The 14,278-nt window shown below is 64.4% G+C and carries 9 protein-coding genes; 4 read left to right on the top strand and 5 right to left on the bottom strand.

Annotated elements, in window-relative coordinates; translation table 11 throughout:
- Window positions 1-29 precede the first annotated feature (29 nt).
- On the bottom strand, window positions 30-2,750 hold the full coding sequence (locus tag ACX80O_RS06635) for a bifunctional acetate--CoA ligase family protein/GNAT family N-acetyltransferase (RefSeq protein ID WP_459308410.1): 2,721 nt from the start codon (window positions 2,748-2,750) through the stop codon (window positions 30-32).
- An 82-nt stretch (window positions 2,751-2,832) separates the two neighbouring features.
- Between ACX80O_RS06635 and ACX80O_RS06630 the strand changes: the two genes are divergently transcribed.
- On the top strand, window positions 2,833-5,313 hold the full coding sequence (locus tag ACX80O_RS06630) for a DNA gyrase/topoisomerase IV subunit A (RefSeq protein ID WP_459332940.1): 2,481 nt from the start codon (window positions 2,833-2,835) through the stop codon (window positions 5,311-5,313).
- 15 nt (window positions 5,314-5,328) lie between these two features.
- Here ACX80O_RS06630 and ACX80O_RS06625 read toward each other — a convergent pair whose 3' ends face one another.
- On the bottom strand, window positions 5,329-6,327 hold the full coding sequence (locus ACX80O_RS06625; RefSeq protein ID WP_459332939.1) for a GNAT family N-acetyltransferase: 999 nt from the start codon (window positions 6,325-6,327) through the stop codon (window positions 5,329-5,331).
- 135 nt (window positions 6,328-6,462) lie between these two features.
- On the opposite strand from ACX80O_RS06625, the gene ACX80O_RS06620 reads away from it, so the two are divergent.
- Window positions 6,463-6,828, top strand: coding sequence for a BlaI/MecI/CopY family transcriptional regulator (locus tag ACX80O_RS06620; protein ID WP_459332938.1), 366 nt, complete (start codon window positions 6,463-6,465; stop codon window positions 6,826-6,828).
- A gap of 4 nt (window positions 6,829-6,832) precedes the next feature.
- Window positions 6,833-7,813 carry a M56 family metallopeptidase gene (locus ACX80O_RS06615; RefSeq protein ID WP_459308415.1) on the top strand — a complete coding sequence of 327 codons (981 nt, stop codon included), beginning with the start codon at window positions 6,833-6,835 and terminating at the stop codon, window positions 7,811-7,813.
- A gap of 466 nt (window positions 7,814-8,279) precedes the next feature.
- Here ACX80O_RS06615 and ACX80O_RS06610 read toward each other — a convergent pair whose 3' ends face one another.
- Both ACX80O_RS06610 and ACX80O_RS06605 read right to left on the bottom strand, forming a co-directional pair.
- Window positions 8,280-9,815 carry a glutamyl-tRNA reductase gene (locus ACX80O_RS06610; RefSeq protein WP_459332937.1) on the bottom strand — a complete coding sequence of 512 codons (1,536 nt, stop codon included), beginning with the start codon at window positions 9,813-9,815 and terminating at the stop codon, window positions 8,280-8,282.
- 427 nt (window positions 9,816-10,242) lie between these two features.
- Window positions 10,243-12,351 (bottom strand): DNA gyrase/topoisomerase IV subunit B, encoded by a 2,109-nt coding sequence (locus ACX80O_RS06605; protein WP_459332936.1) that lies wholly within the window; start codon window positions 12,349-12,351, stop codon window positions 10,243-10,245.
- A 259-nt stretch (window positions 12,352-12,610) separates the two neighbouring features.
- On the opposite strand from ACX80O_RS06605, the gene ACX80O_RS06600 reads away from it, so the two are divergent.
- Window positions 12,611-12,835: a DUF7455 domain-containing protein gene (locus ACX80O_RS06600; RefSeq protein ID WP_196866630.1), complete on the top strand. Its 225-nt coding sequence runs from the start codon at window positions 12,611-12,613 to the stop codon at window positions 12,833-12,835.
- Between the two features lie 109 nt (window positions 12,836-12,944).
- Here ACX80O_RS06600 and ACX80O_RS06595 read toward each other — a convergent pair whose 3' ends face one another.
- Window positions 12,945-14,195 (bottom strand): RNA polymerase sigma factor, encoded by a 1,251-nt coding sequence (locus tag ACX80O_RS06595; RefSeq protein ID WP_459308422.1) that lies wholly within the window; start codon window positions 14,193-14,195, stop codon window positions 12,945-12,947.
- Between the last annotated feature and the right edge of the window lie 83 nt (window positions 14,196-14,278).

Below are 14,278 nucleotides of genomic sequence, written 5' to 3'. Positions count from 1 at the left end.
GGTCACCGGCACCGTCGCCCTCCCAGCGGTCAATCCCGCATGGCGCGGCGGGCACTATCGGTGCGCCGCTGCGGGTTACCCACCAGAATGTTCGTGCTGAGGATGACTAGCCCGGCTGCCGAGACCAGCACCGGATTGAATTCGAGCAAGGCAATTTCCGGGTGCCTGTCCTTTAGCGCTGCGACCCTGCCGATCAGGTTTTCGATCGCCGCAATGTTCGTGGCAGGCAGTCCGTGATACCCGAACAGCTTGCGTGCGGCCCGCGGGGCCCGCACCAGGTCGGCAATGTCCACGGTCGACAGCGGGGGGATGCTGTGGGCCCAGTCGTCGAGGAGGTCGACGGCGTCGCCCGCCAGCCCGAACGAGAGCACCGGCCCCAGCAGCGGATCCTCGATAGCGCGGAGTGTGCAGGCCTGGCCGGAGGGCGCCATGGACTGCACTTCCATGCCCCTGACGCCGAAGGGCGCCAGCACTTTCTCCATCTGGGCTATATTCTGGCGGAGCGACCCGGCGTCCTCGATGTTCAGCCTGACCCCGCCCAGATCGAGGCGGTGCCTGAGGTGTTCGTCGACGGTTTTGATGACCACCGGCCAACCGAGCTGGTCCGCCGCTGCCACCGCCTCGTCAGCGGTGGTGAACCGGACGGCTGGCAGGAGCCCGACACCATAGTGGCCCAACAGGGCAGCAGCTTCGGTAGGATCCAGCCGGGTAAGACCGTCGCCGTCGACCCGGGCCAGGGCCCGATGCAGCACCGCCGCCGCCGCGTCCGGGTCGATGTCCAACGGTTCATGGAACCCGCCGTTGTCCCGGGAACGCCAGCGGGCATAGGTTACCACCGCGCCCAGGGCGGCGACTGCTGCCCCGGGTCCGGCGTAACACGGCAACCCCCGCTGGCTCGGCAGCGATTCCTGGTCGGCCCGAGCCACTGGTGGGCCGGTGGGGGCGGCCAGCAGGCCGTCGGATTGCACGGCCGGGTCAAGGATGCCGGCGAAGGACGCCACCACAGGCTTATGCGCCGTCTCGGCGCACTCCCTGAGACAGTCGGCAATCGCATCGACGGTCAGCCCCGGCGCGGGAAGCAGTGCGACGACGGCCGAGTGCACCTCGTCGTCAGCCAACGCCTCCAGGACAGCGTGATGCAGGGCGGGCAGGGCGATGGATTGGCCGGTGTCCAGGTCAAGGTCGGTGACCAACCGCTGCACGTCCAGCGCCTGGGCTGCGGCGGCGTCGGCCACCACCTTGCCGAGGGCGAGCGAGTTGCTGAAGACCGCGAGACCCGGGCCGGCCGGGAGCGGCTGGCTGACCAGAATCTGGGCGATGTCAACGAGCTGCGCGGTGGTCTCCACCCGGATCACCCCCGATTGCCGGAGCATCGCGTCGAGGGCGCCGGCGGGCGCCTGGGTGGTGCGTACCGCGTGGCCGGGCGGCAACTGAAGGCCCATCACGTCGGACTTCGCCACGATCACCGGTTTGGTTTTGGAGAGCCGGCGGGCAATCCGGGAGAACTTGCGTGGGTTACCGACCGACTCCAGGTACAGCCCGACGGCCCGGGTAGACGGGTCGTCCTCCCAGTACTGCATGGCGTCGTTGCCCGAGATATCTGCCCGGTTACCGGCCGAGACAAAGGAACTGAGCCCCAGTCCTCTCCGCCCGGCTGCGGCGTAGAGGAGGACACCGATGGCCGCGGACTGGCTGAACAGGCCCAGGGTGCCGGCTGCGGGCAGAGCGGGGGCCATCGACGCATTGAGGCGGACGTCGGGGTGCGTGTTGACCAGGCCCAGCGACGCCGGTCCCACCACCCGCATGCCGTAGGCCCTGGCCCGGTGCACCAGGGTCCGCTGGCGCGCCAACCCGTCAGCGCCGTCGTCGGCGAAACCGGCGGTGGCCACCAGCAGGCCCTTCACGCCGGCCGCCCCGCACTGGTCAACCACTGCGGCTACCTGATCGTAGGGGACGGCGATCACGGCCAGGTCGACGGGCCCGGGCACCTCGGCGATGGAGGCGAAGGAGATCATCCCGGCCAGTTCGAAAGCTTCGGGGTTCACCGCATAGACGTCGCCGGTGTAGCCAGCGTCGATGATGTGTTCGAGAAAGGAGTACCCCACGGTCCCCCACTCGCGGCTGGCTCCGATGACCGCCACCGACGACGGCGAGAGCAGGTCGGCGACGCTGCGTGCCTCGGCGCGGTGTTCGCGGGATTCCATCACGGCGCGGGACTTGTCGGTGGGGTCGATGTTGAATTGGAGCATCACCACGCCGTCGTCGAACCGTCGCTGGACTTCGTAGCCAGCCTCGGCGAAGACGGTGATCATCTTCCGGTTTTCCGGCAGCACCTCGGCAGAGAACCGGCTGATGCCGTTCTCCCGCGCGGCTGCGGCGAGGTGCTCCAGCAGGATGGAGCCGAGCCCCCTGCCCTGGTGCGCGTCGGAAACGTTGAAGGCTACCTCGGCCTCGGCAGGGTCATCGAGGCGGTCGTACCGCCCGATGCCCAGAATGTCGGACCCACGGGTGATGACGAACGCTACCCGGTCCTGGTGATCCACCTCGGTGAACCGTTTGAGTTCTTTGCTGCTCAGCGACGACTTGTAGGTAAAGAACCGCAGATAGATGGAGTTTTCGGACTGTTGCATGTGAAAGTGCTGCACAGCCGCCGCATCATCCGGTGATATGGGCCTCAAATGCGCCGTGGCACCGTCCCGCAACACGACGTCGGCCTCCCAATATTCCGGGTAATGTCCGCCAGCCGCCATAGACTCAGCCTAGTGGGCGTTCGGCGCCCGCGTCATTACCCTTGGCAGCAGACCCCTTTCACAACCCGAGGACCACCCGATCATGGCCAGGCGCCACAGCACAGCAGCCCCGGTGGACTACACCGAGAACATCATCGACATTGACGTCACTTCCGAAATGGAAGGCTCTTTCCTGGAGTACGCCTATTCGGTGATCTACTCCCGGGCCCTACCGGACGCGCGGGATGGGCTCAAGCCCGTGCAACGGCGCATCCTGTACATGATGACCGATATGGGCTTGCGTCCCGACCGGGGCCATGTGAAGTCCGCCCGCGTCGTGGGCGAAGTGATGGGCAAGCTCCACCCGCACGGTGATGCAGCAATCTACGATGCAATGGTCCGCATGGCGCAGGACTTCTCCCTGCGCCTCCCCCTGATCGACGGCCATGGTAACTTCGGGTCGCTCGACGACGGCCCGGCAGCCCCCCGCTACACCGAGGCACGCCTCGCCGCTGCTGCCCTCACGATGACTGATCACCTCGACGAAGACGTGGTGGACTTCGTCCCCAACTATGACAACCAGCTCATGCAGCCGGAAGTGCTCCCGGCAGCCTTCCCGAACCTGTTGGTCAACGGCGCGACCGGCATCGCCGTCGGGATGGCCACCAACATGGCCCCCCACAATCTTGGCGAAGTGATCGCGGCGGCCAGGCACCTGATCGCCAATCCCGACGCCGGGCTGGATGACGTGATGCGCTTCATCCCCGGGCCCGATCTTCCCAGTGGGGGCAAGATTGTGGGGCTCGAGGGGGTCCGCGACGCCTACGCCACCGGCAGGGGGTCCTTCAAGACCCGCGCCACGGTGGGGATCGAGCAGCTTTCCGCCCGGCGCACCGGGCTGGTGGTGACCGAGCTGCCCTACACGGTGGGGCCGGAAAAGATCATCGAGAAAATCAAGGACGCGGTCACGTCCAAGAAGCTGCAGGGCATCTCCGACATTGTCGACCTGACGGATCGCCGTCACGGGCTGCGCCTGGTGATCGAGTTAAAGAATGGGTTCAATCCCAACGCCGTCCTTGCCCAGCTGTACCGGTACACCCCGATGGAGGACTCCTTCGGGATCAACAATGTGACGCTCGTTGACGGGCAGCCGCGGACACTCGGTCTGGTGGAGTTGCTCCAGGTGTACATCAAGCACCGGCTTTCGGTGGTCCGCCGGCGCACCGGCTACCGGCTGGGCCGGAAGCAGGACCGGTTGCACCTGGTCGAGGGCCTCCTGATCGCGATAGTGGATATCGATGAGGTCATTCAGATCATCCGCTCCTCGGACGAGTCGGCGCAGGCCCGGGAACGGTTGATGTCGATCTATGATCTGAGCGAGCTGCAGGCCAACTACATTCTCGAGCTGCGCCTGCGTCAGCTGACCAAATATTCGCGGATCGAATTGGAAAAGGAGCAGGAGGAGCTGCGCCGGGAGATTGCCCTCCTCGAGGAGCTGCTCGGGTCCGAGGAGCGCCTGCGAGCCCTCCTGTCCGAGGAACTTGCGGAGGTGGGGGCAAAGTTCGCTACCCCGCGACGCACTGTGCTGCTGGCGTCCGAATCCAGCGCTCCGCTGAAGGGCACCGTCATGCCAGCCGCAGTCACCCCCGGAGGGAAGGTTGCGCCGCTGCCCCTGGAGATCGCCGATGACCCCTGCTGGGTAATCCTCTCGACCTCGGGTCAGCTGGCCCGCACGTCCTCCCAGGAGGAGTTCGGCGAGGGCGGGCAGCGCGTCAAGCATGACGTCTTCCGCTCCGTGATCCGCTCGACAGCCCGGGCCGAGGTGGGGGCTGTCACATCGGCCGGGCGGATGCTGCGCCTTCAGGTGATGGACATGCCCGCCCTGGCGCCGACCGCGGGGATCCCCAATCTGGCCGGCGGTGTGCCGGCACAGGAGTTCATGACCCTGGTTCCCGGCGAAACTTTGGTGGGGTTGGCCCCACTCGATGCGGTGGTCGCCCTGGGCAGCGCGCAGGGGGTCGTCAAGCGGGTTGCCCCCGAGTACCCGCTCAACCGGGACGAATGGGAGATCATTTCCCTGAAACCGAAAGACAAGGTGGTGGGTCTGGCGGTGGCTGGTGACCAGGACGAACTGGTCTTCATCACCGCCCAGGCCCAGCTGCTCCGGTTTCCTGCCTCGGCGGTCCGGCCACAGGGGCGCACCGCAGGGGGTATGGCGGGGATCAAGCTCGGCTCAGCCGACACGGTCATCCACTTCGGTGCCGTCAGCGCCGAAGATGCGGCCGCCGTCGTCGTCACGATCGCCGCAGCGAGTGGCGCACTACCGGGCACCTCGCCCGGGTCGGTGAAGGTGACCGACTTCGCCGAGTATCCCGTCAAGGGCAGGGCCACCGCTGGGGTCCGTGCGCACCGGTTCCTCAAGGATGAAGACGGATTGCTGCTCGCCTGGGCCGGTCACGGCCCCGCGAAGGCAGCATCGGCGACCGGCGTTTCCCGGGCGCTGCCCACCGAGCATGGGCGGCGGGACGGATCCGGGGTGACCCTGAGCCAGTCGGTGGACGCCATTGGACCCAGCCCAGTGTGACCCTTCGGCGGGGAGTCAAACCTTGATGGGCAGTTCGTAAACCCTCACGCGGTGGGTCGGCTCGTAGCCGAGCCGCTCGTACAGGCCGAGGGCGCCCGACGGGTTTTCGGTGTCCACGCCTAGCCCGGCGTGCTCGATCCCGTCGGCCTTGAACCGTCGCATTGCCTCGGCCAGCAGGGCCGGGGCGAGGCGGAGGCCCCGCCAGTTCCGCCGCACACCCAGCAGATCGGTGTAGCCCTCAGTGTGGCCTAGCAGTTCCCTGGACGCCGGATCGAAGCTGGCCAGCTGGTACGCGGCGACCTCACCCGTGGGCTCGTCCACCACGACCAGGCTCCACTCGGGCCTGAACTCGGGGTGGGTCACGGTGAACTGCCACGACTCCTGGTCGCGCGGCTCGCTCCCCCAGTGGTCCTGGAACGCCTCGTTGTGGGCCAGCCGGACGGCGTCGGAGAGCCGGTCGGTGAAGGTCACGATTTTTAGACCCGGGGCGATCCCGACGTCCGGGATGTCGGTCTGCAACGACCGGGTCATTTCCGTGAAGTACCTGACCACCGTGTTCCCAGTTGCCTCCAGCAGCGCGAGCTGCGACGGCACCCTCTCGGCAGCGTAGGTGCGGAGAACGCCTGCCACGTTGCCGTCGTCGGCGTCGTCTAGACGACGCCGGGCCCGGCCGACCTGCCAGCCGTAGAGGGCCGCACCGATGCCTTTGCCCCGCCAGGCGGGATCCACCCCACCCATGCTGTGGATCACGGTGGAGCCAGGGTTCAGCTGAATCGCACCCACGGCTCGGGGCACCCCGCCCCCGTCGACCCCCAGGAGCGTGTCCTTCACCGGGTCTGTCTTCGACGACTCAAGGATCTGTTCGAGGTCGGCTCGCTCTTCCACCCAGTCCGGCTTGTCCTCCTCGGCCATGCGGAGGAGCAACTCCTGCCACGCACCGATGTCGTCCAGTGTGATGGGACGCCACTGGAGCGGCGTTCCGATGGGAAAGAACTCCGACACTGACGTGGTCATGGCAAAAGCGTAAAGCACTGCCGGGCGCTGAACCACCCGCACAGAACCCGGCCACCTGTTCTACCGCATGTAGAACCTTGCCGGGAAAAGGAGTAGATTTGGAGTTGTAATCCACACCCGCAATGAAGGACGTGCATGGCCACCCTCGGAGAACTTGAACGCACAGTTATGGATTTGCTGTGGGGCACCCCCGGGGCTCTGACCGCCAACGCCTTACGCGATCTGTTGGCGCTGGCCACCGATGAGGCAGCGGGCAAGGAACTTGCCGTGACAACAGTGCTCACTGTGCTGTCCAGGCTGGAGAAGAAGGGGCTCGTGGAGCGTGAACGGGAAACCCGCCCGCACCGTTACCGCGCGATTACCAGCCGTGAGGAGCACACGGCCGACCTGATGCACGAAGTCCTCGTCACCGCTCCAGACCGGGAAGCCGTGCTGGCACGGTTTATTGGCAGCGTTTCCGACAGCGAGGCACAGGCTCTGCGTAGACTGCTCGGCAGCTAAGCGGATGTTTTGGGCCGCCCATTTTTTGGCCGGGCTCGCCATCGTCCTCGCCTGGCCTGCGCCTGTTGCATTGTCGCGGGCCAAGTGGCCCTCCCGGTCACCGTTCACTGCCATGATCCTGTGGCAGGCGATCGCATTGGCCGGTGGCCTGTCCATGATCGGCGCGATGCTCGTGTGGGGGCTCGACCCCCTCGGGGACAGTCTGGTGGAGGCACTCGGCCAGCTCGCCGACATGGTGTTCGCGAACCAGTCGGCCGCCTCCCTCGGTCTGCTGCATGTTTTCGCCCTGAGTGCTGCCGGCCTGTTGGGCGCGCACCTGATCTTCACTCTCCTGCTCACCTACGCCAAAATCCGGGGGCAGCGTAAACGGCACCGCGACATGCTGAACCTGCTCAGCTCACCCGCAGCGAACCGACCAGCAACGCTGGTGATCAGCCACCCCACCCCGGTGGCATATTGCCTCCCCGGGGGTGCCCGCTCGGTGACGGTCCTCTCCGACGGGCTGCTAGATCTGCTGACGGCCGCCGAACTCGACGCGGTCCTCGTGCATGAGCGGGCCCACCTGCATCAGCGGCATCATTTGCTCCTCTGGGCGTTCGCCGCCTGGCGTGCCGCGCTGCCGTGGCTACCCACCTCCCAGTTAGCGCAGCGTGCGGTCAACGAGCTGATTGAGATGCTCGCCGATGATGAAGCGGTGAAGCGGGTCAGCGAACCCGTGCTGGCCCGCGCCATCGCCATTGTTGCGTCAGCGTCCCTGCCCGATCCGTACGCCGCCTGCCCGCCCGAGGACTCGGTAGCGGCCGTCGCTCTGAACCCCGGCGCGCCAGGCGGCCAGGACACCGGGGCAACAGTCATCCGGGTCCAGCGGCTGCTCGCCCCGCAGCCCTCGCTGTCGATGCTGCAGCAGGCTACGGCTCTTGGCACCTCGGGCCTGCTCCTGGGGGCTCCCACGCTGCTGCTGATCGCACCATGGGTGCTGGGTTAGGGACCTGCCAGGGTCGCACTCGTCTCGCCCTACACAGCTGCCCACCTGCAGCGCGGCCTCACTGAGCATGACCGCTCATGCGCAGCAAAACGGCCTGCCCGCTGAGCATTTGCGCTTCCGCGCAACCTCGGTGGGCAGGAGCAGCCGCAGGCCCCAGACCGGACAGCATGATGTGGCCGCTCGGAAACACCTACCCTCGCAGTGGGGTCGGATGCCGGTCGCTGACTGATCTATGGTGGTGATCTGCAGTGGAGAAGTGGTGAATCTCCCTCGACATTTAGTCACACATCGTCAACGACATCCTCGGACAGGTCTGTACCTTTCGGGAAATACTGACCAGCAACCCGATCATGTTCTCAAAGGACCCGCTGGGTAGGACCGCGCCAACAACAACCTGGAGACTAACCAGAACGCATCAGTGATCGCCCGCGGATATTACCGGCCAGACCATCCCGCATCTGCGCCCTTATGAACTTGGCATGCGACAGTCTGCGGCGAGCTCTGTTGCCAGCCCTTCCAAGTCTTTCTCGCTGCGGTTTTGACCGACCGCCTCATTAAGGTCGAGTACACAGAACCGGGGGCATGCACCGGCCACACGACCGCAGGTTCCTTTCACTGGCTTACGTTCCTTCAACGCATATGGCTCAGTAGTAGTCCGTCCGCTACCAAGATGTCCCTCGCCGTTCACCCCTGTGCCCCTGATTGCGAAAAGAACATCTAGTGCCATCCGAAATTCGTCCTCGCGGCCAGCTGCCGCAAGTTCCCTAGCGCGAAGGGTCGGCACATGGAGGAACTGCCGGACCATCCGCCGCAACGCGGCGTTGGTCTGCTCAGCCGTCGCGACAGAACTGTGCTGGCGCGTCACGCGTTCCATTTCCTGGTCGAGAATCCCCTGGACATGCTGGCGCAGAGCAATGATGGCCACATCCGCGACCCGACTCCGCTCTTGCTCCTCGAAGCGCTGTACAGCCTGTTGAACAAGACCCCGAGCCTGGACCAACGCCTCCGCATCCGCCGTAGGAGCAGCCCTGCGGACTGACTCAAGACTGATGAATGTAACGCCCGGCTGTTCCGCCACTAACAGCTCAAAGTCACGGCTGGGGACAAGATCGATGATCGTGAGAGGACGGTGCGTCGGACGCGCATCACATGCCAGCTCCGATTGGATGAAACGCGTTCCGATGCCACTGCACCCGATGAGGAGGTCCGATCTAGCGACGGCCACAGCCAAATCGTTCGAGGTGACTACCGTGGCATCAGCGCCCCTGTTGGCAACGAAAGTCTCCGCTCGACCTGACCGCGAAAACACCGAGACGTCCGAACATCCTCTGTTCTGAAGGATAGTCAAGACTTTACTTGCGTAGGCGCCGGTGCCGAAGACAATGACTGACGCATCGGCCAGCATAGGAAAGTAGGGGCCTGCGGTGACCAAGTCCAAGGCGACAGCGGCAATGGATCTGCTGGAGTCGCTAAGGGTGGTCCGCGCGCCTACTTCCTTCGCAATCCTGGAAGCCGCCTCGAAAAGGCGAATCAAAAGCCCGCTCGTTGCACCTGCTCGCTGCGCAGTGAACAGCGCGCGACGAACTTGACCAGCAATTTCATGCTCGCCCGCAACAATCGACTGCAATCCTGCGGCAACCTCGAACAGGTGCTCCACGACGGACGGCCCCCAACGCGGCACAAACAATGCAGCTAATCTGACTGTCGATAATCCGGAGCAGTGGCTAACAGCTGCGAGGGCATCAAGGTATGCGCTCTCTACGTTCCCGGCGTCTCCGACTTCACAGTAAATCTCAAAGCGGTTGCAAGTGGACAGAATGACCGAACCGGACACAGCGTCACTGTTCGTCGAGAGCTGCGCGGTTATCTGAGCGGAAACGAGATGAAGCTGCGCTGCGGAGTCAATGTCCAGATCCCGATACCTGGCAATCAGAACAAACAGCCTCGGATAATTCTGCACTCCTCGATGCGCAAGACCCGTCGCCGGGAACAATTCAAACACTGCTGGCCTCCCCTCACCGACTTACCACGGAGCATCACCATTCATCGACTCTGCGTTCCTTACAGACACAGTGGTATCGGGGCCTTTGAGAAATCTTGGAAACTCACAGACTCCGTCCGTAAAGCGGGCGTGCATAAGGAGTCTCTGCCGACGGGGACCACCTTCTAGCAGTTCCGACATAGGGCGGATGATTGGGTCCTGGACCCTCGGTGAAGGTAGCCCAACCGCTACCGGGTGCCCCGCCACAGCAGGCGTAAACTCGGCCTTCGGAATTCACGTGTTCGTATAACCGCCGGCTGGCGACCGGAACCTCGTTGCAGCCCTTGTCCGATCGTGATGATAGATCCCCTGACCTGTCGCCGATAGATCGCTACTTCGCCTGAGCGGCTCTCTCACGGAGGAGAGAAGTAAGTAACCCATCACCGATTCAGGCGTCGATCCGCTCCCGGTCCAGTGACGCGGCCCCGGCAACAATGAAGTCCTTGCGGGGAGCCACATCGCTGCCCATCAGGAGGTCGAAGACCCGCTCGGCGGATTCGGCTTCCTGGATCCTCACCCGCCGGAGCGTGCGGTGCCGTGGATCCATGGTGGTCTCAGCCAATTGTTCGGCGTCCATCTCCCCCAGCCCCTTGTACCGCTGGATAGGTTCCTTGTAGCGCTTGCCCTGCTTTTCCAGCTCGGCGAGCAGCCTGGTCAGTTCCTGTTCAGAGTAGGTGTAGATGGTGTCGTTGGCTTTCGACCCGTGATTGACCACCTCCACCCGGTGCAGCGGCGGCACAGCGGCGTACACTCGGCCGGCGTCCACCAGCGGGCGCATGTACCGGAAGAACAGGGTGAGGAGGAGGGTGCGGATGTGGGCGCCGTCGACGTCGGCGTCGGTCATCAGGATTACCTTCCCGTAGCGGGCCGCGTCCAGTTGAAAGCTGCGGCCGGAGCCGGCACCCACCACCTGGATCAATGCGCCGCACTCGACGTTGGCGAGCATATCGCCCACCGATGCCTTCTGCACGTTGAGGATTTTCCCGCGGATAGGGAGTAACGCCTGATAGTCGGAGGAGCGGGCAAGTTTGGCGGTACCGAGCGCGCTGTCACCCTCAACGATGAACAGCTCGGAGCGCTCGACGTCGTCAATCCGGCAGTCGGCCAGCTTGGACGGCATTGACGAGGTCTCCAGGGCGTTCTTGCGGCGCTGGGTCTCCTTATGCACCCGAGCCGAAATTCGCGACTTCATTTCGGCAACTACCTTCTCGAGCAGCAGGGCACTTTGCGCTTTGTCTCCCCGCGCCGTCGAGTTCAGCTTCGCGAGAATTTCCTTCTCCACCACCTTGGCCACGATGGCCCGCACCGCTGAGGTGCCGAGGATTTCCTTGGTCTGGCCCTCGAACTGCGGTTCGGCGAGCCGCACCGTCAGGACCGCGGTGAGGCCAGCGAACACGTCGTCCTTCTCGATCTTGTCGCTTCCCGCCTTCAGTTTCCGGGAGTTCGCCTCGATCACCTTGCGGAAGGACTTCAGAAGGGACTGTTCGAAGCCGCTTTGATGGGTACCGCCCTTGGGGGTGGCAATGATGTTCACGAAGCTCTTCACCGTGGTGTCGTAGCCGATCCCCCAGCGCAGGGCGATGTCCACCTCGCAGTCGCGTTCCACCTCGGCGATCTCGCTGTGCCCGTTCTCGCCGATTACCGGGACCGATTCCTTGAACCGTCCGGAGCCGTGCAGGCGCCAGACGTCGGTGACCGCGCTGTCCGCGGCGAGGAAGGTGGTGAATTCGGAGATCCCGCCGTCGTGCTGGAAAAGCTCCTCCAGCGGTCCGGCCTCGGCTGCGGTGCCGGCCAGTCGACGTTCGTCGCGCAAAGTGATCCGTAGTCCGGGGACCAGGAAGGAGGTTTGCCGTGCGCGCGCCTGGAGCTCTTCGTAGGAGAATTTCGCGTCGGGGGTGAAGATCTGGCGGTCGGCCCAATACCGGATCCGGGTCCCGGTCACGCCGCGCTTGGTGGTACCCACCACTTCAAGCCGTGAGCTCTCCAGAAACGGTTCGAACTTGGAGGTCGGTGAGGGGGTCCTTGCGTCGAGGAAGCGGCCGGGCTCGCCGCGCCTGAAGGACATCTGGTAGGTTTTGCTGCCGCGGTCGACCTGGACATCGAGGCGGGAGGACAGGGCGTTCACCACGCTGGCCCCGACACCGTGCAGACCACCCGAGGCGGTGTAGGACCCGCCGCCGAACTTTCCGCCGGCATGCAGCTTGGTGAAGACCACCTCGACACCGCTCAGTCCCGTCTTCGGTTCGGCGTCGACGGGGATGCCTCGCCCGTCGTCGTGAATTTCAACCGACCCGTCGGGGTGCAGGATGACCTTGATACTTTGGCCGTGACCGGCGAGGGCTTCATCCACCGAATTGTCGATGATTTCCCACAGGCAGTGCATCAACCCGCGGGAGTCAGTCGAACCGATATACATGCCCGGACGCTTGCGGACGGCTTCGAGGCCTTCCAGGACCGAGAGGTGCCGGGCGTTGTATTCAGTGCTGGGTGGCGCCACGTTGGGTAAGACTCCTTTGCCGGTGCTACAGGTTCTTGGCGAAACCGGAAATCGGGCGCCACGCCGGGGACCTCCGGACGCATTATTCCAGCATATTCCCCCTGCCCCGCGGTTCCGCGTAGGCGGGCCGGGTACCCGGCCACCAAAAGTGTGACGCCGCCGGGCGATGCTACGCGCTCAGCGAAAGATCACCCAGCTTGCAATAGATCGGCAACGAATAGTGGTTATATGAACTACAGGAACCACCAAGGAGGCAATCATGACAACAGCAGTAGCAACCCGCGAAATGACCGCGCTGGACCGCTGTGACCGCTGCGGAGCCCAGGCCTATGTGCGCGCAGTTCTTCAGTCCTCCGGTGGTGAGCTGCTCTTCTGTGGCCACCACGCGCGTTCCGTCGAGTCGAATCTGAGGCCGCTAACGTCCGAGTGGCAGGATGAGACCAACCGTCTGAATGCAGCACCCGGACCGGTAAGCGAAGACTAAGCGCATAACCCGGGCTCATAGAGCGACCCGAAACCAAGAAAGGACCCCCACACCTGAGGTGTGGGGGTCCTTTCTTGGTTGAGGCCGGTTACCGGCTGACAAGATTTTCCTAGTCCAGGTAGTCGCGCAGCACCTGTGACCTGGAGGGGTGGCGCAGCTTGGACATCGTCTTCGATTCGATCTGGCGGATCCGCTCGCGGGTCACGCCGTAGACCTTGCCGATTTCGTCTAACGTCTTCGGCTGACCGTCGGTCAGTCCGAAGCGCATCGCGACGACTCCCGCTTCGCGTTCCGATAAGGTGTCGAGCACCGAATGCAGCTGTTCCTGCAGCAGGGTGAAGCTGACGGCGTCCGCGGGGACGACGGCCTCGGAGTCCTCAATGAGGTCGCCGAACTCGGAATCCCCGTCTTCACCCAGCGGGGTGTGCAACGAAATCGGCTCGCGGCCGTACTTCTGGACTTCGACAACCTTCTCGGGCGTCATGTCCAGCTCAAGGGCGAGCTCCTCAGGGGTCGGCTCGCGGCCGAGGTCCTGCAGCATCTGGCGCTGGACACGCGCCAGCTTGTTGATGACCTCAACCATATGGACCGGAATACGGATGGTCCGTGCCTGGTCGGCCATGGCGCGGGTAATCGCCTGACGGATCCACCAGGTGGCGTAGGTGGAGAACTTGAAGCCCTTGGTGTAGTCGAACTTCTCGACCGCACGGATCAGACCCAGGTTGCCTTCCTGAATGAGGTCGAGGAACAGCATCCCCCGGCCGGTGTACCGCTTGGCCAGTGACACCACCAGGCGCAGGTTGGCTTCCAGCAGGTGATTCTTCGCACGCTTGCCATCGTGAATGACCCATTCCAGCTCACGGCGCAGCTTCGGATCCATCGGCTTCGCCGCATCCTTGTCGGCCGCCAGCTTTTCCTCGGCAAACAAGCCAGCTTCGATCCGCAAGGCAAGATCGACTTCCTGCTCCGCGTTCAGAAGCGCTACCTTCCCGATCTGCTTCAGGTAGTCCTTGACGGGATCGGCGGTCGCCCCAGCTGAGATGACCTGCTGCGCGGGGGCGTCGTCGTCGTCGGCGTCCGAGTAGACGAAGCCTGAACCGGCCTTGGTTTCGGCCTCGGCGGCGGCACGCTCTGTGGTTTCAGCTGGCTCGATGGGGTTTCCCGCAGCGTCGAGCTCGGGGCTGTCATCTTCAACCTCAACGGCTGCGGCGTTCTGGGCTGCAGCGGCCTTGGCGGCCCGCGCTGACAGCGGCTTGACGGCAGCGGTCTTCGGTGCCGCCTTCTTGGGGGCGGCCCGGCGTTTGGTGGTCGTTGCCCCGGGTTCTGTTACATCCGGTGCAGTTGTCTTCTTGGCCGACACAGAGAACCTTTCATACGGCGTCTGTGATGTTGCCAAGGGGGCAACACCACTATGACCCTGTCAAGTCCGTGAGTGGATTCAAG

The organism is Arthrobacter glycogeni, from assembly GCF_054511155.1.
Note: the sequence above shows the minus strand (reverse complement) of the source record. Positions and strands in the feature narration are given on the sequence as shown.